This is a genomic window from Veillonella parvula (assembly GCF_048309325.1).
Taxonomy (GTDB): domain Bacteria; phylum Bacillota; class Negativicutes; order Veillonellales; family Veillonellaceae; genus Veillonella; species Veillonella parvula_T.
This window is the reverse complement of record NZ_DBFBTX010000005.1, coordinates 54,777-78,276: the sequence shown is the minus strand read 5'-3', so window position 1 is coordinate 78,276 and position 23,500 is coordinate 54,777. Positions and strand designations below refer to the sequence as shown.

The window sequence follows — 23,500 nt, the reverse complement described above, 5'->3', positions numbered from 1 at the left end:
ATAACAGGGTAAATGTAAAAGAAAACGACAGGCAACGCCATGTCGTTTTCTCAGTTTCTTATCGGTTGCGTAATACTGCTTGTACCGCTAAGGATACAACAGCTGTTGCAACTGTCACAGCAGCGGTGATTTTCGCCGTTGTGATAATTTCTTCTTTTGTAGGTTTTGCTTTAGCAGCAATGTCCAACGTTTTTGCTACCGCTGGAACCAATACTTCATTACGTAAGGATTCTGTATTCATATTTACTCCTCCAATATAGACTGTTTCTTTTAGGGTAACACGAATACGGAGTAAAGTCTATACAATCATCGGTTTATTTCCATAGTTCAATGTTACATAACTATAGTAAACAATATTTATGAAAGTTAAACAAAATCTTACTTCTTACTGTGCCGCTAATTCTTCAATCACATCAGCCAAAATAGCAATAGCTTTTTCTAATTGTTCTTGTCGAATATTAAGAGCTGGTAAAAGACGCACCTTATTTTTAGCAGATAAGCATACTACGCCTTTTTCAAGACATTTAGCTATAACGGCTTTAGCATCAACTGTAGTTTCAATGCCGAGCATGAGGCCCATACCGCTAACACCAATGACACCAGGTTTACCAGTTAAGATGGCCTTTACATATTCCCCTTTTGCTTTTACAGAATCAAGAAATTCAGGAGTTAAACGACTAATGATGGTATTACCTGCAGCCGCGCAGACTGGATTACCTCCAAAAGTAGTAGCGTGGGCGCCAGCATTTAATACATATTGCATTTTTTCATTGAATAAGGTTGCACCCATTGGTAGCCCTCCGGCCAAGCCTTTTGCAGTAGATACCACATCTGGTTCAATGCCAAATTGTTGGTATGCATATAAACTACCGGTACGACCATTACCAGTTTGTACCTCATCGATGAGTACCAGTTGATCGTGTTCATGCGCATATTTTGCTACCGCTTGGACAAACTCCTTATCTAATGGCATAACACCACCTTCACCTTGGATAGGTTCCATCATGATGGCACAAACAGCTGGATTTGCAAGGACTTTCAAAGCCGCATCAATATCATTGGCTGGGGTATGAATAAAGCCTTCCGTAAATGGGAAGAAATGTTGATGGAATACATCTTGTCCTGTCGCAGACAAGGTGGTAATAGTACGACCGTGGAAACTATTAACTAAGGTAACAATTATATGACGCCCTTCGCCATATTTGTCATGGCTATATTTACGCGCTGCCTTAATCGCACATTCGTTAGACTCCGCACCAGAGTTAGAAAAAAATACCTTTTTCATCCCCGTTTTCGCACAGAGCTGTTTCGCTAGCTCAATTTGTGGCAAGGAATAGTATAAATTAGAAATATGATTCAACGCATGAGACTGCTTAGTAACAGCATCAGTCCACTCATCATCATCAACGCCAAAAGCGGTTACGCCAATACCAGAACCAAGGTCGATGTACTCTTTACCATCTACATCCCACAAGAGAGAACCTTTTCCTTTTTCAAAGCATACGTTGAACCGACCATACGTATTGGCTATATATTCTTTATCTTGTTGTTCAAAATCGATTGCATTACTCATTATATCCTCCAAATGTACGGTCATGCCGTCGTCTATCTATGTAAAAGATACCCAATAGATGATTACCAGTATTATGTTTACTATATTAAGCAACAAACATGGTGCCAAGGCCTTCATCGGTTAATAACTCGATAAGAATGGCATGTGGAATTTCACCATTGATGATAAATACCTTTTGTGCCCCAGCTTCTATGGCCTCTAAGCAGCAATCTACCTTTGGAATCATACCGCCTGCAATGACACCATCCGCTTTTAACTGAGCGGCCTCGGCCATCGTAATTTTAGAAATTAAAGAATCTGGATCATGCACATCTCGCAGTACACCATCAATATTGGTCATAGTCACCATGGTTTCCGCCTTGAGGGCACCTGCAATTTTCGCGGCTACCGTATCCGCATTAATATTATATGTCTTGCCATCGGCTCCCATGCCAATAGAAGAAATAACCGGAATATAGCCATGGCTAATTACGTCATGGATAATACTCGTATCAATGGTATCAATATAACCTACGTAACCAAGTTCTTCGTTTTGTTTATGAACTTGAATCATGTTGCCATCTACGCCACAAAGGCCAACAGCTTTGCCACCAAGATCCGTTAAATCCGCCACGAGCCCTTTATTCACCTTGCCGGTTAGCACCATTTGTACAACATCCATCGTTGCTTCATCGGTAACACGTAATCCATTAGCAAAATGTGATTCAATTTGCATCGCCTCTAAGGTACTATTGATAGCTGGTCCTCCACCATGAACGAGCACAACTTTTACACCTACCAATTGGAGTAGCAGTAAGTCCTTCATAACAGATTTTTTTAATTTTTCATCGGTCATAGCATTGCCACCGTATTTAACGACAACATACTGATCGGTATATTGTTTTATATATGGAACGGCCGCCGTTAGTATCTGCGCCCGCATTGCATTTGTTACATTCTTCATAGATTCCTCTCTAACCTAATACTAAACCAGTATTCTCTGGTAAACCCAATGCAATATTCATACATTGAACGGCGGCACCCGATGCACCTTTACCTAAATTATCGAAAATGGCGTGAACCATGATGCGTTCATCGTTACCAGTGACATAGATTTTCATACTGTCCGTATTGCTCAATTGATTAGCGTTTAACATACCGCTATTGCTATTTTCAGTAAATGGTGCAACCGTAACGATTGTACTATCTTTGTAAAAGTATTCTAACGTTTGTTGTACCTTATCAATACAAACAGGTTTATGACATAAACGACTATGAATACCTACTGTAACCTCCATCCCAGAATAGTAATCATCAACGATTGGCATAAAAATTGGTGCTTCACTAAGGCCGCATACATGTTGTACTTCGGGTAAATGTTTATGTTCTTGACCAAGCCCATATTGACGTGGAGCATAAAGGAAATAGTCCTTAGGACTACTTTCATATTGACCAATCATCTTCTTACCACCACCGCTATAGCCTGTTAAGGATGTAATAGTGAAAGGATAATCCACTGGCACGAGCCCTGCTTTTACAAGAGGCGCTATACAAGCTATCATACCACTCGCATGACAGCCAGGATTTGCAATATGTTTTTTAGTAGCAATAGCTGTCTTATAATTAATACCAAGTTCTGGAAAACCATAGGCCCAATCAGAATCAGTTCTAAAAGCGGTAGATGTATCAATTACCTTGCACGGCAAGTCACCGATAACCGCCATAATATCTTTAGATACCGCATCAGGTAAACAAAGAAATACGATGTCTGCCTTTTTTGCAACCACTTTAATGGCCTCTACATTTTTGCGATCCTCATCAGCAGTCGCTAAGAGTTCTATATCTTTTCGATCGGATAATCGTTCATGAATTCTAAGACCCGTTGTGCCTTCATGACCAACAATAAATACTCTGTGGGGTGTCATAATAAACCTCAATTCTCACCTATTGGTGACTCACACCTATTTATACATCCCTTGAACCAGTATAAATAGAAAACCAACTATACCATACATCACCTTCTAGGGAGATGAACTTACTTCAATGGATAGTCACTAAATGTGGCAACCATAACCGCCTTAATAGTATGAAGACGATTTTCTGCTTCTTGGAACGCTAAAGAGTTTGACCCTTCGAATACCTCTTCGGTTACCTCAATGCCATTCATGCCAAACCGTTCATAAATATCTTTACCTACTTGTGTTTCTGTGTTGTGGAACGCAGGTAAACAATGGCAGAACTTAGTATTTGGATTGCCAGTTAATGCCATCATTTCTGCATTTACTTGGAATGGTTTAAAGGTATTGATACGTTCCTCCCACATATCATATGTATCGCCCATCGTTACCCACACACCAGTGTAAATAACATCTAAGCCTTTAACGCCTTCAGCTACATCATCTGTGCAAGTAATAGTAGCACCCGTTTCTTTGGCCACTTTTAAGCACTCTTCGTAGAACGGACCAGCTGGCCAGTATTGTTTAGGACCAATGAGTCTGAAATCCATGCCCATTTTAACGGCACCACTCATCAAAGCATTGCACATATTTGATTGACCATGTCCAACATAGGCAAAGGAAATTTCATTCAACGGTTTGTCGATATTTTCTTGAAGTGTTAAGAAATTAGCTAATGTTTGTGTCGGATGATCCATATCGGTAAGTCCATTCCAAACTGGTACACCAGAGTATTCCGCCAATGTATCTACATCCTCTTGGTCAAAGCCTCTAAACTCGATGGCATCGTACATGGAGCCAAGAACACGAGCCGTATCCTTTAAGGATTCTTTCTTATTCATTTGAGAACCTGTAGGACCAAGATATGTTGTAAAAGCCCCTTGATCAGCAGCCCCGACTTCAAAGGCACAACGTGTCCGTGTGGAATCCTTTTCAAAAATTAATGCAAAGTTTTTACCCACCAATGTTTTGATTTCTTTACCTGCTTTTTTATCAGCTTTTAATTTTTTTGCTAACTCCAAGAAGTATTTAATTTCCTCTGGTGTATATTGAAGCATTGTTTTAAATGATGTATGTTGTAAACTTTTCATGATAACCTCTTATTTCAAACTATGTGTTTAACTACTTTTCTTGTAAATATTCGGCGGCCAACGCTGCCATCATTGTGATACCAGGTTCAAGGATACTTTCATCGATGGTGAAAGCTGCATTATGCAAAGCCGGATTGCCTTCAAAGCCAGTGCCTAACCAAAGGAACGCACCTTTGATTTTATGAAGATAGGCGGAGAAGTCTTCTGCTGCCATAGATGGGAACTCAGGATGTACCACTGCGTCTTTACCAAGATATTTCTCTACAATGGATGTGGCATAATCAATGGCCTCTGGATTATTGATAGTTGCACCATGTCCCCTTTTATAATCCAAAGTACTTTCCGTTTTAAACAACACATCGAGGGCCTGTAAACTTTCACCTAATCGTCGTTCAATATAATCACGTTTCTCTGGTTCATAGGTACGACAAGTACCTTCAAGATACACATCGCCACAGCCCACATTGTATCGGTCACCACCATTAATCACTCCAATTGTGCATACAAGATTTTCCATCGGGTTAGTTTCACGAGCGACCATGGACTCCACATTTACAATCCAGTTCGCTGCGGCCACAATAGCATCAACCCCATTGTGAGGCTCCGCACCATGGGTTGATTTGCCCTTAATATGTACAAGGAAGTGGTCTGATGCAGCCATCAAATTACCTTTTTTTAGGCCTACCGCACCAACTGGAAGTTGAGGCCATACATGGAGACCATATATCTCGTCTACATCATCGAGGATACCACTATCGACAATGCCTTGGGCCCCTGGGAATAAAGCTTCTTCTTCGGAAGGTTGGAATACAAGTTTCACGGTCCCATGTAATTGATCTTTAATGGATTGTAGAATCGCCGCTGCACCAAGCAAAATTGCTATGTGGCTATCATGACCACAGGCATGCATAACGCCTTCATTTTGTGAAGCAAAGGGCACTCCTGTTATTTCATGTATGGGTAATGCATCCATATCGGCACGCAATGCAATAATAGGGCCTGTATGAGCACCTTCTATCTTACCGATAACAGCATAATCAGACACATCATTTACAAAGGGAATTCCTAGTTCACCAAGCACCTTTTGAATAAATAAAGATGTATCTTTTTCTTCACCAGATAACTCTGGATGGCTATGAATATGTCGACGCCATTCCACAACTTGTTCTTTATATTGGGAGGCATATTTCTTAATTAAATCTTGTAATGTGTTCATTACTCTATCTCCTTTATACACTGTATGTATATTTTATACATATTTTGTGTATTTTTATAACCCATACACGTATTATAATACTACACACCATAATTAGCAAGTATTTATACAAATCCACTGTATTTTTATTTGTTATATTGTAAATCAATTTTACTCATAGATTCTTGCAACCTTTGATTAGAGAAAAATAGACAAAAAAAGACACCTCCCAAAGGAGGTGTCTTTTTCTTATTTTTCAATGACTGATTCGTCAAGCTGAGTACCATCAGGTAAAAATGATTTTACAATCAGCTTATTCGGTGTCACTGTCATAGACATATAATTATTCGTTTCAGGCTGAGGTGCTACATATACATCTAGAGGATGTTGCTTCCACTTAGGACGTCGTGCATCACCAGCTATCCCTGTAAGGATATATAGTGGACCAGATGGATCTCGATCAAAGTTTCGTACATGGCCACGATTGCGATATGTATGTAAATGAGCAGATAAAACTAAGTCTACATTAAACTCATCGAAAATAGGCATAAATAATACGCCCTCATCATCGAAACCTACATCGCGACTTGCGCCTGGTCGATCAAAGGCATATTGGAATGGATCACGATGCATGAGGACTACAGTCCACTTTTTAGTATTAGCTGCTAAATCTTGACGTAGCCACTGAACCTCTACATCGTACAAATCAGGATGATGAGTATCATGATTATCCTCATGATTACTTTCATACAACATCGTATCTAATACAACGTAATGCACATCGCCAAAATCATAGGAATAATAACGGCGATTAAATGTTTCATTCCCATTAGGTGGTAATGCAAAGTAATTCAAATACGCATAAGGCTCGCGCATTTTCCAATCTAATGTATACATCTCATGGTTGCCTAAGGTCGTTGCTAACGGCACATTAGCACTCAAGGGTCTGATGGAATTCAACCAAGTGCGCCATTGATAGTCTTGTTCCCCATTATCTACAAGGTCCCCCATGCTAATATACAGGGCTGTCCTTGAATTGCGATGTGCGGAATCCTTAACAAGCTGCTCCCATCCGGAATAATCGCCAGATTGAGAATCTGGATAGATAAGAACATCATACACACTGGAACCAGCAGTTTCCAACGAATACCAATCACTGCGACAATCATCGCCATAACCAACGCGATATTCGTATTTAGTATTAGGCGTCAAACCAGTTACTGTACCCTCATGGATATAGGTGGTACTGCCATCATCGGTAAAAGCTTTGTCTGTAGCTCTTATCGTTTGAGTCGTATCGGATCCAACAAGACGATACTCTATTACCGCATCAGCTTCGCTGCTATCTGATTGCCACATAATAGTACGACTCGTGCTGTTATCTTGAGCTACAATTTGCCGAATATAACGACTTTCAGAATCGAGGAGTGGTTTTATCTCTTGGCCACTCACCACAGCCGCTGTTCTAGCTATACAACTCTGTATAGCATCCTTATGGACATATCCACCTATAGTAACACAGACCAAGGAAATAATGGCTAGCACGGATATAATTAATCTTTTTTTGTTCATATAATTCTAATTCTTTTCGTAATATTGTTTCATTTGTGTATAGCCATTAACGATGACTTCGATTTCACCCGTTCTAGGATGGAAGATAAGACCGTGAATAGGCACATCTTTAGAAATCAAAGGGTTCATACGCAATTCGTCTACTGTTTCTTCTACATTCTCTGCAGGATGGGTAAAACCATCAGCCCAACGCTCCATTTCTTTTCGCACCATGTGAATCGCTTCTGGAGAAATGCCACGAGCTAACATTTTTTCTGTTAAATCTTTTGCTGTAGTTTTAGCCATGCCACATTCGTGATGACCAATGATAAAGATTTCGTTAACACCTAACTCATAAATACATACGAGCAAGCTCCGTACAATACCATCAAAAGGGCCTGTAATACAATTGCCTGCCGTTTTAACAATCTTTGCCTCACCTCGCCCAATATCCATTGAATCCTCTAAAAAATTTACGAGGCGCGTATCCATGCATGTAACAATAGCCATTTCACGGCTAGGCATTTTACTACACTTTGTATCTGTATCTACATAACCTGTATTTTGATCTTCTACGTATTCTCTATTATGGGCTAAAATATCATCTAATAAACTCATAATACCTCCTATAGTTAAAGGTCTCGGCATACAACCAAGCTCTCTATATCAATAATGGTCGATATACATATTATATCATATCGAGTTGTACACGCTTTAAGCCACAAAAAATAGGTCTATTCAAATACATGTATTATATATTTGAATAGACCTAAAACGCCTATAAAGTACATTTAGAGTACACACCTTATCTATCAGGTGTGGATAAGGCTTCGATAGCAACGCTACCACCGCGCACGACTTCAATGCGGTTCACGAACATATCTTTAAACAAGGCAATCATATCATTATTTTTAGATACAGTTTTTACACATTGAACAAGTACAGATTTACGATTATAATCCACAACTAACAAATCAAAGGTTTTGGCAATGCGGAAAATTTCTTGTTTATCCGCTTCTTTACAGCTATTGACCTTGATAAATAGTAACTCTTTTTTCGTAATTCGCATGTCAGTAAAGTCGATAACTTTAATAACCTCCACACTGCGATTTAGTTGCTTAATAATTTGTTCATACGTCAAATCATCACAAGTAAGATCAATAGTCATGCGAGACATGGTAGGGTCTTCAGTTTCCCCTACCGTCAATGTATCAAGATTATAATTTTTGCCTGCGAAGAGGCCTGAAATCTTAGCTAGTACACCGATTTGGTTTTCTACATACGCTGAAATACAGCGTTTTTTCATTTGTACTTCCATAACCCCTCCTATTTTTTATCCTTCAACAACATATCACTTAAAGACTTACCTGCTGGTACCATTGGCAACACATTGAGTTCCGTTGGAATGATGAACTCGAGTAGGGTTGGACCATTTTTGAAAGTATCTGCCAATTGGAACCCTTTTTCTATGTCCTCTACTTTAGTAATGCGCATAGCCTTAGCACCATAAGCTTCTGCCAATTTCACAAAATCCGGTACATATTCAAACTCATCATTGTCGATTATGTCTCGCGTAACAATAGCACTTTCATCCATCATCAAGTTCGTACAAGCGTAACGTTTATCGTAGAATAATTGTTGCCATTGACGTACATTACCAAGGAATCCATTGTTTAATACAATAAGCGTTATAGGCAAGCGATAATGCATAGCAGTAGCAAATTCTTGAATATTCATTTGCACACCACCATCGCCGCAGATGGCAAATACACGTTTATCAGGGTTGCCGATTTGAGCACCTAATGCAGCAGGGAACCCATAACCCATCGTACCTAGACCACCGGATGTCAACATTTGATATTGACCTTTCACATCAAGGAACTGGGTAGTCCACAATTGATTTTGACCCACATCGGTTGTAACGATAGGATGTTCATAGTGATGATTGATGTACTCGATAACAGTTTGAGGTGTTAACCCCTCTTCGTCAGCTTGAGTGACAGGACGCTCTGCCTTAAGTTGCTGTAATTGTTTTGGCCATTCGCCAAGGTCGTGAGGTTCAATATATTCTAAGATTTTTTCAATAGCCAATTTAGCATCTGCTACGATTGGAATATCAACCTTAATATTTTTAGAAATAGATGCCGCATCTACATCAATATGGATAATCTTACAATTTTGTGCAAAGGTACTTAGTTTACCGGTAATACGATCATTAAAGCGCGTACCAATAGAAATCATCACGTCACAGTCAGTTATAGCCACATTAGGGGCATAGCCACCATGAATCCCTACATTACCAAGATACAATGGATGACGGCTATCAATAGCACCTTTTCCCATCAAGGTTGTTACAACAGGAATCCCTGTTTTTTCAACCAACTCCATCATAAGGTCATTGGCCCCACTAATACTTACCCCACCGCCTAATAGGAATAGAGGCCTTTTAGCTTTACTAATAATAGAACAGGCCTTTTTAACTTGACCTACGTGAACAGTGGTATTTGGTTTGTAACCGCGAATATTAATCTCTGTTGGATATTCATCTGACCCCATAGCCTTCTGAATATTCTTAGGAATATCTACTACAACAGGGCCTGGACGACCTGTGCGAGCAATGTAAAAGGCCTCTTTCAAAATACGACCTAAATCTTTACGGTCACGAACAGTAACGGCATATTTACAAATATTGCGGACGATGCCAACAGTATCTACCTCTTGAAAAGCATCATTGCCCATGAGGCCTAAATCAACTTGTCCAGTAATACAAACGAGGGGCACACTATCTGCATACGCTGTGGCAATACCAGTCACAAGATTTGTAGCACCTGGACCGGAGGTTACCATACACACCCCTACTTTACCAGTACTCCGAGCATAGCCATCTGCAGCATGAGCTAAGGCTTGTTCATGACGAGGCAAAATAACCTTTACTTGATCTTGTTTATATAATTCATCCATGATATCGATGGTTGCGGCCCCAAGATAGTTAAATAAAAACTCTACCTGCTCCTCTTGAAGGGCTTTTACCAAATACTGTGCGCCTGAAATCATAGGTATCTCCTTATTTATATAATGCATGCATATCGAATTCTCAATATTGACATCAGATATATCTAAAAAATTGAATATCTTATCTAGATATGTTATACTCAGTAGTGTACCATATGTTGTGGTACATGAATATGTATAAAATCTCAAATTATAGAAATATATGTAGATTCTATTTTGAAAGGACTGAATATCATGAAAGAAATCTTAGGTTTCCATTTAAACGGTTGCCCTTATTGCGCCAATGCATTCCGTGCTATCGATGAACTCGTTGCAGAAAATCCTGCATACGCAGATATTCACATCAACTGGGTTGAAGATCAAGATGCTCATGAGCTCTTCAAAACTCACCCATATGAATACTATCCAAACTTGTGGTTCGACCTCGACAAACAATACGAGGCGCAACCTGGTGAAAGCTATGACCAAACAAAATCTTTAATCAAAGCTGTATTGGACAAAGCACTCGCGTAAAAGGCTATATTTACAAATAAAAATGCACCCCTAACATATAATCTAATGTTAGGGGTGCATTTTAGTATACTGTAAGATTATAGCTTTTTTTGTACCATAAACTTGCTGACTGCTTTATACACAATTAAAATCAGTGCAATTTCTAAAGGGAAACAAATGATATTTTTAATAAGACGTCCAATAAATATAGCAGATACTGCTTTGTTATAAAATATTGTAAGCCACATTGTATTCAATATCAGATGTATGCATACAGTAACAATCGTTTCCGGTAAAAGTAATTGTTTAAATGTAACATTACGACCGTGTAAAAAATATCCATACACATAGCCTACAAGAAATTCAGATACGATAAAGCCGGGAAAGAATACCCCTTGCCCAAATAGGGACATACCTATAAAACAGGCAATAGCAGCCATTATACCTGCTGCCATAGGCCCATAAAGAATGCCAAATATAGCGGTTGATAAAAATCCAAAGGTAATATGTATAAATGTAGTATGAATAGCAAATATATAAGATAGTAAGACCGTCAAGGCTACAAATACGCCTGTCTTTACAATCATATCAGTTTTCATAAGATGTACGGTTCCTTTTTCTATCCTTCCACTCTAAATACATATGACGAACAACTTGAATGGGTGATACAAATAACATTCTAGGTCCACCATAGCGCATGATTTCACGTATTTTCTCACGATACGTAGGAGCATAGCAATGCGTTTTACATACGCTACAGAAGGTTTTGCTTTCCATATGAGGACATACATCTATACGATGTTCTGCATATTGCCAAACTTTCTGACACTCCTCACAAAGTTGCCCTTTAGGAGTGTGGTGCTTATTATGACAATAGATGCCAATAATTTGGTACATAGTTTTTAGTTCTAACTTACGTTTCTCATCAACTGTCATGCTAATCTCCTATTTCACAGACCAAGAAACCCATGCCACCTTATCAACGGTCTTATTATGGATTTCTCCATCAATAGCTAGTGGTTCAATGAGATTTCTAATCTCTTCTTTCATGTCTTCCATGTCTCCCCATCCATTATTATGAAGTCGCATGGTAAAATAATTAACTGCCTTTTCAAGAGACATAATCTCTGTTTCAGGAACTGTTTTATAAATTACTTTCACATTATGCCCCATCTCATGGATTGCATCTAAACACTCTTTCATCTTGCCATCCCATGGGAAAGAATCACGACCAAAGAAATGTTCAGATAGCATATCTACCATTTCGTCACTGCGTTCGCTGAAAGCAATCCACAAGCATTTATCCTTACTTGCATCATTCATAGCGCGAATATTTTCTACATCAAACATAATTGGGCAGAAGATACTATATGCTAAGTCAAAGCTTTTATCCCAACCGAGTTCTCGACGAGTTTCATCAGACCAAGGGCCGATATATAAGCTAAGGTCTAAACCTTCTGACTCTGCCAATTGTTTAGCACCACGAATCATACCATCAGATAAATCAATACCAGTCGCTTTATATCCTTCACGAGCTAAGCCCAATGCATAATCACAAACACCACAGCCTACATCAAGCGTACGACCATTCGCTGCAGGTAATAAATTCTCATCCTTTAAGAAGGCTAAAAAATCAGTGACCTGTGCCTTGCGATCCTCGCGATTGTGCATTTCTACAAAGTACTCAGAACGATGGTCCCATGCGTCTTGCTCATCACGCCAAACTTCGTTGACGGTAAGCTCTTGTATTTTATTTGTCATATTATCCCCTCTAAATAGCCCCATACCTAAATGGATGGGCTATTGATACATATATAAGTAATATTCACTTAGTTAAATTCACTACGTAATTTAACGCTCCCCTATATGTCCTAGTGTTCCGGCTAGGATGTTCAGATTTTCATATAGCTATCCTTATTGTACATCATTCTCAAAACAAAATGTGTTACCCAAATCACATTTATTATGTTATTTCGATATTATTAAATATAAAACTCTATATCGAAATCTTATCAGCACCTCAGCTCATGTATTTATCTATCTCTAACTAATTCATGCATATATCGCCATGTATTTCTCTCCCATTAATACATACAAAAAAGGCCTCTCGAAATTTCGAGAAGCCTTTTATTTGGTGCGCCTAGCAGGATTCGAACCTGCGCACCCGGTTCCGGAGACCGGCGCTCTATCCCCTGAGCTATAGGCGCATGAATACCTAAAAATTATACCATATTACGCTATGGTTCGATAGTATAAAGTATATGAGGCAGATAGGCTTATAGAAAAGCCCTCAATGTAGATTAAAATTTCAGCTACCATTGAGGACCCATCAGTCTATATATTTCGCTTAAAATTTCTCTTTAAGCACTGCTAGTAGAGCATCACAGCTACGACTGACATCATCATAGGTTTCATCAAAGTTTCCCGTATACCAAGGATCCTTCACATCACGGCTTTCACCAACAAAAGACATTGCCTTGTAAACCTTAGCATCTACGTCATCCCCAATAATACGCTTTAAATTACGCGCATTATTTTCATCCATAATGATGAGATAATCAAAGTTGTAATAATCTTCCATCGTCACTTGTCGTGCCTTGCGACGAGTATAGGGAATACCCATTTCATCTAATTTCTCTTTAGTCCCATAATGAGTGTCGTTCCCTATCTCCTCACGAGATGTAGCTGCAGACTCAATATAAATAGAATCACTTAGTCCAGTCTGCTCAACGATATGCTTCATATAAAACTCTGCCATCGTAGAACGGCAAATATTGCCATGACAGATGAATAAAATATTAACCATTATAACTCCTAATGAATAGAAACTTAATCATAAAAAACTCCTTATATACTAATGGTCCTTACAGCATACGCTATAAGGACCATTAATGCAATATTCAATTAAAAATTATGCCGTATCCCAGCGTCAATGCGCCATGTATTTTCTACAGTAGCACCAAAGTTTTTAGTGAATGTACCATATAGATATGTACTAGGACGGACGCTCCAAGACCCACCAATTTCAGCATCGAGCCATGTATCCTTCAAATCTACTGTTGTTTGTACTGTTGAATTGCCTGGTGCGGAATATGTTGTATTTACCTTACCAGAGAATTCATGCGCTAATGCTAATTTAGCGAAGATATTGGATTTTTCTGTTTCTTTCCCAATGCCAATACCAAGTCTGCCTACAGCAGAGTTCACAGCATCAGCTTTCACATGCATAGAACCACCACCGACAACAGAAGCATCATAGGATACACCATTCAAACGACCTACAATAAATTCTACACTAGGCTCGATGTAGAAGCCATTTTCCTTCTTAATACGTTTACCATATTCAGCGCTTAAGGATGTGCCATATGTATGGTAATCACCGTTCATACGTTGTCCACCTACGGAGTAGAGCTTATAATCATTGGATAATCTATTACCACGTGCAATGATATCTAAATAACGACCATCATCATGTTGTTTTGTGCCATACAAGGCGATGCCGCCAAGTTTGCCATCACCACTACCGTTGGCATATGAATTACTAGATGTACTGTAATCAATAGCGCCGCCAAAAATCCAACCATTAGAAGCCTTATGATCGTAGCCAACTTGTACGCCATTATACGTCATATGTGCATTAGCACCGTCTGTGATTTTAGATTTACCGCCTATATATTTCGCCCATACACCTTGATTTGTATTAGCTAAACGAAGATCTCCTAAACGGCGTTGTAAATCATTGGTATTACTCTTCCATGCCATAGCGGTCGATGTAAGAGCAGATTTTGAACCACTCACTAAGGATGATTCACTAGCACGATTAATCTTTGTTGTATCATTTACAACAAGACGCCCCTGTGAGTCAAAATGATCTGCACCTAGTTCTGCAACAGCACCAGGACTAGTAATACCTTCATTAATTTGAACTGTTGTACTCAGTTTCTTATCATTGCCAGTATATTGTAATTTATCAGCTAAGGCTTGTATTTCCTTTTTATAACTTGCCTCATCAATGGTATTACCGGAATGTTCACCTTGAACGGTAATATGGCTATTGTCTGCTGCATGTTCAACTACAATTTGCCCTTTTCCAGCTTCACTAGCAGGTACGCCAGATTTATAAATAGCATTCACATAGCCGCTATAGTTCTGAATCGTAATAGGACGTGCATCAATAGGATGAATATTACCAGCTGCCGTTGGATTTGATCCACCTACGAGATTACGAACCTTACTGCCCTTGTATAGATATGCTGCATTATCCCCAGATGGACGTTCTCTTTTAGGGGTAGGCCGCTCCATACCAATCCATTCATTATTCCAAGTCCCTCCATTTTGTAAGTAAATATCAGCACCAGAATTATGAGGGTTCTTATTGCTTTCAGCATATTCATTTAATACAGCACCCGTAAGTTTAGAATTAGGTGTTATAAAAGCTAATGCTATATTCGTTGGCATTTCGTTATGATTTGGATCACGTCCATAATCCTTATTAATTAACCCTACATTGCCAACAGCGACCAATTCCTTAGAACCCGGATGTTTTCCGTCAGAACCAGTATTAACGTATACATCTCCCTCTTCTGCCACCACAGAGTAAGTATCAGAAGTTTCTAAAGGATGCGTGATGATACGTCCACCACCATCAACAATAATATGACCACGTTGATTAGCTTGTAAACCGACACCGATAGCATCGATATCTACATTGCCTTTGACGTAAATATTAGTATCTCCATAATCTCTATCAGGATTGTCCTTGCTGAGTCTTGGCACTTTACCACCGTAACCAGCATACACAGCGCTCATATAGTAATGACCGAGTTCCCTTTTTGAGGCTGGTGCATCATTTTTAAGGCGTACAATCAAATCTTTATCCACCGTCAATTGTGATCCAAATCCATTATAAATACCTGATACATTTTTAGTTTTACCTGTATCTGTTAAGCTTTTACCATGCACATTAACCGTCAAGGTATCTTCTATATGCTTAACTTCTGGTTGTGTTTGTACCGGTGACCCCATTGTTAAGCCAAGCAATTCCTCCGCTTTATCGCTTGTGGCATTAATTTCTGTAGCAAATGCAGAGCAGGTCATTCCAGTTAATACCAATGCAGCCATCACAGCTGATACATTTCGTTGTAATTTCATAAAAATCTCTCTTTCTTACCTCGCTTAATACGAGGCTCTCACAGAACGCATTTATACGTACACCCTAAAATTATAAAAAGACCCCCTAAATCCAACTTAGGAGGTCTTGTTTATTTCACACACTTAGTAAATAGTATATCCTATATTATTCAGGATTGATGATGAAGGACAATGCACTGAAGTATTTATTTTGCTCACCTTTAGTTTGAGTTGGGAAGCCCACTTCAACGCCTACTACGTTAAGGCCGTTAGCACTTACTGCAACAGTTGCTTTACCGTTTTCATCAGCTTTGCTTTCGTTAGTAAGATCATTAATTACGTCTTTAATAAGAGGTGCATTTGCATATGGTTTACCGTCTTTCAAAACTTGGATTTCATATGTATCACCTTTTCTAAGAGTTAATGGGTTAACAGATGGAATGATTTGAATGAAAGCATCTTTATTATTGAAAGGTTTTGCTTCTGCATTCCAGTAGTGAACGTCATATTTAATGGCATGTGTACTTTTTTGAGCACCTGGTACTTCAGAGATTGGTTTATGAACAGTTTTACCATCTTTGTCTTTTGTCCAGTAGCCATAGTCAAAGTCAGTTACTGTAATACCCAATTTATCATTTGGTACAACTACTACATTTTTTTCATGTTTAATAACTTGTACAGGAATTACCATGCCATTGTTATCTAAACCAATGATACTTTTTACCATTTCTGGGCTATATGCATCATCAACAGGGCCTTCGCCAAGTACTAGCGCTTTTTCATCTAAGCGGTTAGCAAAGAATACGCCATGCGCATCAACGGAAGAGCACACACAACCTGCAGCCAAACCTACTGCAAATAAAGAAGCTAAGATTTTCTTATTCATAAGAACCTCCATAATCAATAACTTATTTCAACAAACTTGATATTATTATACAGCGTTACAAATATTTCGTATATACCAATACCCCTATCAGCAAGTTATTATGCGTATTTAGTATATTAACGCATTTTTATACCCATTAATCATAAATGATAAAATTATCATCTATTTTCATGGAGATATAATCCACAGGAATATGTTAGATAACAACTTATAGATTAGATAAAAAAGGCGCCCCCTAAGGAGCGCCTTTATATATCTGCATGATATATTATTTTTTATTCTTTGCTGCTTTCGCACGTGCGTTGCGATCAAGGATTGTTTTACGCATACGAATGCTTTCAGGTGTTACTTCAACAAGTTCGTCATCGTTGATCCACTCAAGAGCTTGTTCCAAGGAGAAGATACGAGGTGGAGTCAAGCGTACCGCTTCATCAGAGGAGCTGGAACGCATGTTGGTAACATGTTTTTTCTTACATGGGTTAACATCCATATCAAGTTCACGTGTATTTTCACCGATAACTTGGCCTGCATACACGTCTTGGTTAGGGCCAACGAACAATGTACCACGGTCTTGAACAGAGTTCAAACCATATGGAGTAGTTTCGCCATTTTCGAATGCTACCAAAGCACCACGTGTACGGGAAGGAATTTCACCTTTATATGGTGCATAACCATGGAATACATGGTTCATAATACCATTACCTTTTGTAGCTGTTAAGAATTGGGCACGGAAACCGATCAAGCCACGAGCCGGAACTACGAATTCCATGCGAAGGTAACCGGCTAATTCAACCATATTAGTCAACTCAGCTTTACGTTGACCAAGGTTTTCCATTACGGTTCCCATGAATTCTTGAGGCACGTCGATAGTCAATGCTTCAAGTGGTTCACACAATTGGTCGTTAATAGTTTTGAAGATTACGCGAGGTTTACCTACTTGTAATTCGTAGCCTTCACGACGCATAGTTTCAATCAATACTGCCAAATGCAATTCGCCACGACCAGATACTTTGAACGCATCTGCAGAATCAGTTTCTTCTACTTTCATGGATACGTTAGTTTCTACTTCGCGGAACAAACGATCACGCAAGTGACGGGATGTAACAAATTCACCTTCACGGCCTGCGAATGGAGAGTTATTTACGGAGAATACCATGGACAATGTTGGTTCGTCGATGGAGATGGATGGTAATGCTTCAGGATTTTCAGCATCTGCTACTGTTTCGCCGATGTTGATATCGTCAATACCAGCAAATGCAATGATATCACCCATTTCAGCTTCATCAGTTTCAACACGGTTTAAGCCATTGTATGTGTACACACGACCGATTTTCGCTTTACGAGTACTTTCACCATTCATGATAGCCACTTGTTGGTTGGTTTTCATTTTACCGCGAACGATACGACCTACGGCGATTTTACCGATGAAGTTATCGTAATCAAGTGTAGTTACCATAAATTGAAGAGGACCTTCCATATCACCTTGTGGTGCAGGAATTTCATCGATCAATGTTTTGAATAACGGCTCCATGTTTACAGCTTCATCATCCCAATTAGTTTTGGACACACCTGAACGAGCAGATGCGTATACTACAGGGAAGTCGAGTTGATCATCATCAGCTTCAAGTTCCATGAATAATTCAAGAACTTCATCTTCAACCTCTTTAACGCGTTGGTCAGGACGGTCGATTTTATTGATAACTACGATTGGTTTCAATTTTTGTTCTAAGGCTTTACGCAAAACGTATTTAGTTTGAGGCATTGGACCTTCGTAAGCATCTACGAGAAGCAATACGCCGTCAACCATGTTAAGTACGCGTTCCACTTCGCCGCCGAAGTCAGCATGGCCTGGAGTATCAACGATGTTGATTTTAATACCATCATGCATTACAGCAGTGTTTTTAGACAAAATAGTAATACCGCGTTCACGTTCCAAGTCGTTGGAGTCCATTACGCGTTCTGCTACCTTTTCATTTTCACGGAACACATGGCTTTGTTTTAATAACGCGTCCACCAAAGTAGTTTTACCATGGTCAACGTGGGCGATAATCGCTACATTACGAAGATTTTCGCGAATCATAAGATCCTCCCTTTAATTCTTTCAGTATATTCTATATCACATAGCCTCGATAAAACGGGCTATGCAGGTATATTCCCCAAAATTGGCAACAGTTAATTATAACGCAGTCTATAGAAAAAAGTCAAAACAGTACACCTATTCTAATCATGGCAATTTCAACATTCGATTATACTTTTGACTCATCTTAGGACACAACCTATTTATGCTCTATCGCCCGCTTAGCAGATTTACGCAACAACGGAATTTGTTTATCTGTTAAATGGAAACAGAATTTAGGAATCAACTTTTCTATAATCTCCTTATCAGAGGCTTTCAAAATATATTCTGGCTGTAGTATAAGTTCTAATGCATCAAGCCCAGGATAATCTTTACCTATACTCCAATCATGATTTTTATTAAACGGACAGCAGTCTTGGCAATTATCACAACCTAATATCCACTCTTCCAACATATCCTCTGTCACACCTTCTGGCAATTTACCATCACCAAAGGTATTGATATAAGATACACAGGTTAATGGATTCATTGTAAAAGGTGCAGATAGAGACTTCGTTTTACACTTTTGCTGACATAAATCGCAAGTCTCTGGACATGGTGGTATCTCTAGATGACGAATATACTCACAAGGCTGATCAATTAAATAGGCTACCAATTCATAATTAGAGCCTTTAGGTCCATAAAAGAAATTGTTTTTTCTATAAATTCCAAGTCCTGCCGCTACAGAAGCAGGGCGCAAAGGAACAACACCAGTAGGCTTTGCTGTTTCACCACCAATAAATTGGATGTTCTTATCATTGAACCATGTTTCAAAAGATCGCCTTTGTTTGACTTCGACCCCATCAGGGATATTAGCTAACGATAGTAGTAAGCCTTTTGCATATCGCTTTTGAAGCGAAGCAGGAAACTTATACGCTCCAAAATATTCAGTACAAACCACTATAGATTGTGCCCAAGGATAGTTTTCTTTCAATGTTAAAAAGGCATTACTATGTGCATATACCTTTTTACTTTGAGGTACATCTTCTAAACGCTTTATCATTCGTTCTTTATAAAAATCAAGTGCATCAAGAGGTACTATACCACAATCGTCATACCCACATGCTAGTGCTTTATCATGAATCTCTTGGGCCAACAAAGTATTCATATCATCGCCTCCCAAATATAGACTAACTATATAAATATCATACGCTTATAATGGACATAAAAAAAGATTTCTTATGAATCCATCATCCCTAAAAAGAGTAACGTTACATAAGAAATCTTATATTAGTATTTAGTTGATATTAGTCTTCACCAATCATACGTACTTCGGGCTCAAGGTGTACGCCATGTCTATCGTACACACGACGCTGTACTTCTGCAATCAAATCAAGTACGTCCTTTGCACTAGCACTACCTGTATTGATGACAAAGCCTGCATGTTTGTGGGACACTTGCGCATCACCTACAGACAACCCCTTTAGGCCTGTTTGTTCAATCAATGTACCTGCAAAGTACCCTGGTGGACGTTTAAAGGTTGAACCTGCACTGGCATATTCCAAAGGTTGCTTGGATTCACGTTTTTCTGTTAACTCATCCATACGCGCCTTGATGGCATCCTTGTCGCCTGGTTTGAGTGTCATAATAACTTCCCCAATAACCTCATGATTATCGTGGAATACACTATGACGATAAGCAAAGTCCAAGTGAGATGCATCATATTCTTTGATATTACCTTGGAAATCTACAGCTCTCACTGCAGTAACTACGTGGCTCATTTCACCGTCATAAGCACCTGCATTCATAAATACGGCACCACCAAGTGTGCCTGGAATACCAATGGCAAATTCAAGTCCAGATAAACTATTCTCCCAAGCAAATTCAGAAGCATCTTTTAACATATACCCAGAACCAATGCACAATGTGTTTTCGTTACAATCCATGATTTGGGTCATATGTCGAACTGATACGACAGCACCACGAATACCCCCGTCTTTCACCAAAATATTAGAGCCACAACCAATAATAGTTACAGGCACATCTAATTCGTGAATGGTACGAAGTGTAAAACTAAGTTCTGCCATCGTAGTAGGCTCAATAAATAAGTCCGCAGGTCCTCCAATTTTGAATGTCGTATGATGACAAAGAAGCTCCTGCTCTCGTACACGTGTACTTGGTAATTTTTCTAATAAAGCGGTTTGTAATACCTTAATGTTGTGGTTGTTGTTCGCCATGATCTAACACTTTCATCCCCTCAGTGATTGGTTCGCTAATGATTTTGTAAATATCATTAGAAATCTGGCTCCAACGCATTTGCGCTTGCAAATAAGCAGTCGCTGCAGCATTTTCTTGAATTTGAGGCATCAATTCCTCTTGTTTCTTCTGCAACTCATCTGCTTCTGGAGCACCAGACAACTTAGCATATTCCCACTGCATTTGTTGTGCCATAAATGTGCGAACCAAATCCGTTGCTACTGCATCTGCTTTCACTGCTTCCTGAGCAGCCATTAATTCTTTGTACTCTTCGGATTCACGCATTGCGTGAGCTAAATCATGAGCTTTATCGTAGTTCATAATATCCTCCTCCAAACAACACCGTTAAAATCGCTACCGGTCATATAGATTTGGTAGGTCTCCTAACACATAAGTATAATATATTCCTCAATTGTAAAAGTCTATTTATTTTGATTGAATCCAATTGCCTTCAGCCTTAAGGTCTGGATAATCAAGTTGGCGCATACCTTCATAAGCTATGATTGCCACCGCATTAGATAGGTTCAGAGAGCGTGCTTCATCTACCATGGGTATACGAATGCATGTATCCTCTTTACCATCTAATAAACTTTCAGGCAATCCTCTTGTTTCAGGGCCAAAAACGAGCATATCACCAATTTCATATTTCACCTCGGAATGAGTATGCTTTGCTTTGGTAGTGGCATAGAAATATCTACGATTAGGATATTTCTCATATAATTCTTGAATATTTTCATGTACCTGTACATCTACCAAGTGCCAGTAATCAAGGCCAGCACGTTTTACATGCTTGTCATCAATAGAAAAGCCAAGGGGTTTGATCAGATGTAAGGTCATATGATTGGCGGCGCATAAACGCGCTATATTTCCTGTATTACCTGGAATTTCAGGCTCATAAAGTACTATTTCCATTTTCAATCCCCTATTCTTTATATCTATATTATTCTACAAAGGAACGGACAAAATGTCCACTTTTCCCGCCTTCTTTTTCTACAAGATATGTAGGGCCTATAATCATCCCTTTATCAATAGCTTTACACATATCGTAGACTGTTAAAAGTCCTACTTGAACCGCTGTAAGTGCTTCCATTTCAACGCCTGTCTTTCCTGTCGTTTTTACGGTAGCCCGAACCTTAACAGCACGATTATGTGTAGCATCTGTACAGGCAGGACTTTCACCATCAACAAGAGTACAATGCACCTCAACCTTCGTTAATGCTAACGGATGACAAAGGGGAATAAGGTTACTCGTCTGTTTCGCCCCCATAATAGCTGCTAATTGGGCCACACTAAGAACATCCCCTTTTTTTATTGTTCCCGCCCCGATGCGCTCATAAATAGCATCATTAATAGCAATAAAACCTTCTGCCACGGCAGTACGAGTTGTAATATCCTTATCTGATACATCTACCATCCAAGCATTTCCATCTTGATCAAAATGTGTTAAATCCATAATACATCCTTACTAATTATGTATAAATTATCACCAATAGTTTTATTTTCATTTATTATATTATACAATAGAATTAAGAATTGTATGTACAAGGAAGGAAGTGTTCCTATGAAAACAAAACTAACTTATTTTGGTCACGCTTGCTTTATGCTCACACGTGGCGATGTATCCATGATTTTCGACCCATTCTTGACTGGTAATACATGGGATATCGCTAAAAAAGAAGACATCAAATGCCAATATATCTTTGTCAGTCATGGTCATGATGATCACTATGGCGACACAGATTTTATTGCCAAAGCAAATGATGCACTCGTTATCTCTACTGCTGAAGTAGCGGGTAAAGCAGCAGCTGCCGGTTGTCGTACACACGCCATGCATTTAGGTGGCAAGTTCGACTTTGAATTCGGTTCTGTTCGAATGGTTCCTGCCTTCCACGGCTCTGGCATCCCTGGCGGTCACGCTGCAGGTTGTATCGTAGATTTCTACGGAGATATCCTATACTTCGCTGGTGATACAGCACTCTTTAGCGATATGAAATTATTAAATCGTTTTGGTGAAATTGATTACGCCCTTCTTCCTATCGGTGATAATTACACAATGGGGGTTGAAGATGCAGCTCTTGCTGCTTCTTATGTAAAAGCGCGTATTTCCATTCCAATTCACTACAAAACATGGCCCGTTATCGACCGTGAACCAGGTGTATTTACAAGTCTTGTAGAAGGTAAGTATAACCAAACAGCACTCATTATCGATCCAGGTTCTTCTATTGAGCTTAACAGCTAATAAAAATCCACAGACCTAAAAATGACGCAATCCGTTGGATTGCGTCATTTTTATATCCCATCATAGTTCAAAATCAAAACTATTA

At 39.1% G+C, this 23,500-nt stretch carries 24 protein-coding genes and 1 tRNA gene; 2 read left to right on the top strand and 23 right to left on the bottom strand.

The window, feature by feature from the left end:
- Nucleotides 1–58: 58 nt before the first annotated feature.
- From ACMKPP_RS04990 to ilvB, 10 genes are all read right to left on the bottom strand, one after another.
- Nucleotides 59–241 (bottom strand): hypothetical protein, encoded by a 183-nt coding sequence (locus tag ACMKPP_RS04990; RefSeq protein WP_004696604.1) that lies wholly within the window; start codon nt 239–241, stop codon nt 59–61.
- A gap of 144 nt (nt 242–385) precedes the next feature.
- Nucleotides 386–1,573 carry an aspartate aminotransferase family protein gene (locus ACMKPP_RS04985; protein ID WP_418369367.1) on the bottom strand — a complete coding sequence of 396 codons (1,188 nt, stop codon included), beginning with the start codon at nt 1,571–1,573 and terminating at the stop codon, nt 386–388.
- 85 nt (nt 1,574–1,658) lie between these two features.
- Nucleotides 1,659–2,516, bottom strand: a complete 858-nt coding sequence (gene argB, locus ACMKPP_RS04980) for an acetylglutamate kinase (RefSeq protein ID WP_418369366.1) — start codon at nt 2,514–2,516, stop codon at nt 1,659–1,661.
- Between the two features lie 10 nt (nt 2,517–2,526).
- Nucleotides 2,527–3,477, bottom strand: a complete 951-nt coding sequence (gene argC / locus ACMKPP_RS04975) for an N-acetyl-gamma-glutamyl-phosphate reductase (RefSeq protein ID WP_418369365.1) — start codon at nt 3,475–3,477, stop codon at nt 2,527–2,529.
- 110 nt (nt 3,478–3,587) lie between these two features.
- Nucleotides 3,588–4,598, bottom strand: coding sequence for an ornithine carbamoyltransferase (argF, locus tag ACMKPP_RS04970; RefSeq protein ID WP_278457709.1), 1,011 nt, complete (start codon nt 4,596–4,598; stop codon nt 3,588–3,590).
- A gap of 31 nt (nt 4,599–4,629) precedes the next feature.
- On the bottom strand, nt 4,630–5,814 hold the full coding sequence (locus tag ACMKPP_RS04965; RefSeq protein ID WP_278457708.1) for a M20 metallopeptidase family protein: 1,185 nt from the start codon (nt 5,812–5,814) through the stop codon (nt 4,630–4,632).
- Between the two features lie 228 nt (nt 5,815–6,042).
- Complete coding sequence (locus tag ACMKPP_RS04960) at nt 6,043–7,365, bottom strand: purple acid phosphatase family protein (RefSeq protein ID WP_278457706.1); 1,323 nt, start codon at nt 7,363–7,365, stop codon at nt 6,043–6,045.
- 6 nt (nt 7,366–7,371) lie between these two features.
- Entirely contained in the window at nt 7,372–7,962 is a 591-nt protein-coding gene (locus tag ACMKPP_RS04955; RefSeq protein ID WP_418369364.1) for a beta-class carbonic anhydrase, read from the bottom strand.
- 187 nt (nt 7,963–8,149) lie between these two features.
- Entirely contained in the window at nt 8,150–8,662 is a 513-nt protein-coding gene (ilvN, locus tag ACMKPP_RS04950) for an acetolactate synthase small subunit (protein ID WP_278457703.1), read from the bottom strand.
- A gap of 8 nt (nt 8,663–8,670) precedes the next feature.
- Complete coding sequence (gene ilvB, locus ACMKPP_RS04945; RefSeq protein WP_418369363.1) at nt 8,671–10,398, bottom strand: biosynthetic-type acetolactate synthase large subunit; 1,728 nt, start codon at nt 10,396–10,398, stop codon at nt 8,671–8,673.
- A gap of 192 nt (nt 10,399–10,590) precedes the next feature.
- On the opposite strand from ilvB, the gene ACMKPP_RS04940 reads away from it, so the two are divergent.
- Nucleotides 10,591–10,869: a hypothetical protein gene (locus tag ACMKPP_RS04940; RefSeq protein ID WP_008601532.1), complete on the top strand. Its 279-nt coding sequence runs from the start codon at nt 10,591–10,593 to the stop codon at nt 10,867–10,869.
- Nucleotides 10,870–10,946: 77 nt separating this feature from the next.
- Here ACMKPP_RS04940 and ACMKPP_RS04935 read toward each other — a convergent pair whose 3' ends face one another.
- The 13 genes from ACMKPP_RS04935 to moaC all read right to left on the bottom strand — a co-directional run bounded on the left by ACMKPP_RS04935 (nt 10,947) and on the right by moaC (nt 22,629).
- Nucleotides 10,947–11,447 (bottom strand): folate family ECF transporter S component, encoded by a 501-nt coding sequence (locus ACMKPP_RS04935; RefSeq protein WP_155086015.1) that lies wholly within the window; start codon nt 11,445–11,447, stop codon nt 10,947–10,949.
- Nucleotides 11,437–11,784: a nitrous oxide-stimulated promoter family protein gene (locus tag ACMKPP_RS04930; protein WP_008601536.1), complete on the bottom strand. Its 348-nt coding sequence runs from the start codon at nt 11,782–11,784 to the stop codon at nt 11,437–11,439. Before ACMKPP_RS04930 ends, ACMKPP_RS04935 begins: the two co-directional genes overlap by 11 nt.
- Before the next feature lie 9 nt (nt 11,785–11,793).
- The gene (locus ACMKPP_RS04925) at nt 11,794–12,609 is read right to left on the bottom strand and encodes a class I SAM-dependent methyltransferase (RefSeq protein WP_418369362.1); all 816 of its coding nucleotides are present in this window, start codon (nt 12,607–12,609) and stop codon (nt 11,794–11,796) included.
- A gap of 371 nt (nt 12,610–12,980) precedes the next feature.
- Nucleotides 12,981–13,055 (bottom strand) — tRNA-Arg (locus ACMKPP_RS04920).
- A 140-nt stretch (nt 13,056–13,195) separates the two neighbouring features.
- Complete coding sequence (locus tag ACMKPP_RS04915; RefSeq protein WP_370801198.1) at nt 13,196–13,654, bottom strand: low molecular weight protein-tyrosine-phosphatase; 459 nt, start codon at nt 13,652–13,654, stop codon at nt 13,196–13,198.
- A gap of 98 nt (nt 13,655–13,752) precedes the next feature.
- Entirely contained in the window at nt 13,753–15,999 is a 2,247-nt protein-coding gene (locus ACMKPP_RS04910; protein WP_418369361.1) for an autotransporter family protein, read from the bottom strand.
- Nucleotides 16,000–16,144: 145 nt separating this feature from the next.
- Entirely contained in the window at nt 16,145–16,864 is a 720-nt protein-coding gene (locus tag ACMKPP_RS04905) for a DUF4198 domain-containing protein (protein ID WP_205112544.1), read from the bottom strand.
- 268 nt (nt 16,865–17,132) lie between these two features.
- On the bottom strand, nt 17,133–18,944 hold the full coding sequence (gene typA, locus ACMKPP_RS04900) for a translational GTPase TypA (RefSeq protein ID WP_004696644.1): 1,812 nt from the start codon (nt 18,942–18,944) through the stop codon (nt 17,133–17,135).
- Nucleotides 18,945–19,140: 196 nt separating this feature from the next.
- Nucleotides 19,141–20,088 (bottom strand): epoxyqueuosine reductase, encoded by a 948-nt coding sequence (locus tag ACMKPP_RS04895; protein WP_316691732.1) that lies wholly within the window; start codon nt 20,086–20,088, stop codon nt 19,141–19,143.
- Nucleotides 20,089–20,227: 139 nt separating this feature from the next.
- Nucleotides 20,228–21,157 (bottom strand): UDP-N-acetylmuramate dehydrogenase, encoded by a 930-nt coding sequence (gene murB, locus ACMKPP_RS04890; protein ID WP_155086008.1) that lies wholly within the window; start codon nt 21,155–21,157, stop codon nt 20,228–20,230.
- A complete protein-coding gene (locus ACMKPP_RS04885; protein ID WP_418369360.1) occupies nt 21,132–21,497 on the bottom strand; it encodes a YlbF/YmcA family competence regulator in 366 nt (121 codons plus the stop codon). The genes murB and ACMKPP_RS04885 overlap by 26 nt, the downstream gene beginning before the upstream one ends.
- A 105-nt stretch (nt 21,498–21,602) precedes the next feature.
- On the bottom strand, nt 21,603–22,088 hold the full coding sequence (gene trmL, locus ACMKPP_RS04880) for a tRNA (uridine(34)/cytosine(34)/5-carboxymethylaminomethyluridine(34)-2'-O)-methyltransferase TrmL (protein ID WP_155086004.1): 486 nt from the start codon (nt 22,086–22,088) through the stop codon (nt 21,603–21,605).
- Nucleotides 22,089–22,116: 28 nt separating this feature from the next.
- Nucleotides 22,117–22,629, bottom strand: a complete 513-nt coding sequence (gene moaC, locus ACMKPP_RS04875; protein WP_370774045.1) for a cyclic pyranopterin monophosphate synthase MoaC — start codon at nt 22,627–22,629, stop codon at nt 22,117–22,119.
- Between the two features lie 108 nt (nt 22,630–22,737).
- Between moaC and ACMKPP_RS04870 the strand changes: the two genes are divergently transcribed.
- Nucleotides 22,738–23,415 carry a metal-dependent hydrolase gene (locus tag ACMKPP_RS04870; protein ID WP_004696654.1) on the top strand — a complete coding sequence of 226 codons (678 nt, stop codon included), beginning with the start codon at nt 22,738–22,740 and terminating at the stop codon, nt 23,413–23,415.
- Nucleotides 23,416–23,500: the final 85 nt, after the last annotated feature.

Excerpts from the sequence above, each read along its gene's own strand:
- ACMKPP_RS04990 (WP_004696604.1), bottom strand. The coding sequence starts at position 241 with ATGAATACAGAATCCTTACGTAATGAAGTATTGGTTCCAGCGGTAGCA.
- ACMKPP_RS04985 (WP_418369367.1), bottom strand. The coding sequence starts at position 1,573 with ATGAGTAATGCAATCGATTTTGAACAACAAGATAAAGAATATATAGCC.
- argB (WP_418369366.1), bottom strand. The coding sequence starts at position 2,516 with ATGAAGAATGTAACAAATGCAATGCGGGCGCAGATACTAACGGCGGCC.
- argC (WP_418369365.1), bottom strand. The coding sequence starts at position 3,477 with ATGACACCCCACAGAGTATTTATTGTTGGTCATGAAGGCACAACGGGT.
- argF (WP_278457709.1), bottom strand. The coding sequence starts at position 4,598 with ATGAAAAGTTTACAACATACATCATTTAAAACAATGCTTCAATATACA.
- ACMKPP_RS04965 (WP_278457708.1), bottom strand. The coding sequence starts at position 5,814 with ATGAACACATTACAAGATTTAATTAAGAAATATGCCTCCCAATATAAA.
- ACMKPP_RS04960 (WP_278457706.1), bottom strand. The coding sequence starts at position 7,365 with ATGAACAAAAAAAGATTAATTATATCCGTGCTAGCCATTATTTCCTTG.
- ACMKPP_RS04955 (WP_418369364.1), bottom strand. The coding sequence starts at position 7,962 with ATGAGTTTATTAGATGATATTTTAGCCCATAATAGAGAATACGTAGAA.
- ilvN (WP_278457703.1), bottom strand. The coding sequence starts at position 8,662 with ATGGAAGTACAAATGAAAAAACGCTGTATTTCAGCGTATGTAGAAAAC.
- ilvB (WP_418369363.1), bottom strand. The coding sequence starts at position 10,398 with ATGATTTCAGGCGCACAGTATTTGGTAAAAGCCCTTCAAGAGGAGCAG.
- ACMKPP_RS04940 (WP_008601532.1), top strand. The coding sequence starts at position 10,591 with ATGAAAGAAATCTTAGGTTTCCATTTAAACGGTTGCCCTTATTGCGCC.
- ACMKPP_RS04935 (WP_155086015.1), bottom strand. The coding sequence starts at position 11,447 with ATGAAAACTGATATGATTGTAAAGACAGGCGTATTTGTAGCCTTGACG.
- ACMKPP_RS04930 (WP_008601536.1), bottom strand. The coding sequence starts at position 11,784 with ATGACAGTTGATGAGAAACGTAAGTTAGAACTAAAAACTATGTACCAA.
- ACMKPP_RS04925 (WP_418369362.1), bottom strand. The coding sequence starts at position 12,609 with ATGACAAATAAAATACAAGAGCTTACCGTCAACGAAGTTTGGCGTGAT.
- ACMKPP_RS04915 (WP_370801198.1), bottom strand. The coding sequence starts at position 13,654 with ATGGTTAATATTTTATTCATCTGTCATGGCAATATTTGCCGTTCTACG.
- ACMKPP_RS04910 (WP_418369361.1), bottom strand. The coding sequence starts at position 15,999 with ATGAAATTACAACGAAATGTATCAGCTGTGATGGCTGCATTGGTATTA.
- ACMKPP_RS04905 (WP_205112544.1), bottom strand. The coding sequence starts at position 16,864 with ATGAATAAGAAAATCTTAGCTTCTTTATTTGCAGTAGGTTTGGCTGCA.
- typA (WP_004696644.1), bottom strand. The coding sequence starts at position 18,944 with ATGATTCGCGAAAATCTTCGTAATGTAGCGATTATCGCCCACGTTGAC.
- ACMKPP_RS04895 (WP_316691732.1), bottom strand. The coding sequence starts at position 20,088 with ATGAATACTTTGTTGGCCCAAGAGATTCATGATAAAGCACTAGCATGT.
- murB (WP_155086008.1), bottom strand. The coding sequence starts at position 21,157 with ATGGCGAACAACAACCACAACATTAAGGTATTACAAACCGCTTTATTA.
- ACMKPP_RS04885 (WP_418369360.1), bottom strand. The coding sequence starts at position 21,497 with ATGAACTACGATAAAGCTCATGATTTAGCTCACGCAATGCGTGAATCC.
- trmL (WP_155086004.1), bottom strand. The coding sequence starts at position 22,088 with ATGGAAATAGTACTTTATGAGCCTGAAATTCCAGGTAATACAGGAAAT.
- moaC (WP_370774045.1), bottom strand. The coding sequence starts at position 22,629 with ATGGATTTAACACATTTTGATCAAGATGGAAATGCTTGGATGGTAGAT.
- ACMKPP_RS04870 (WP_004696654.1), top strand. The coding sequence starts at position 22,738 with ATGAAAACAAAACTAACTTATTTTGGTCACGCTTGCTTTATGCTCACA.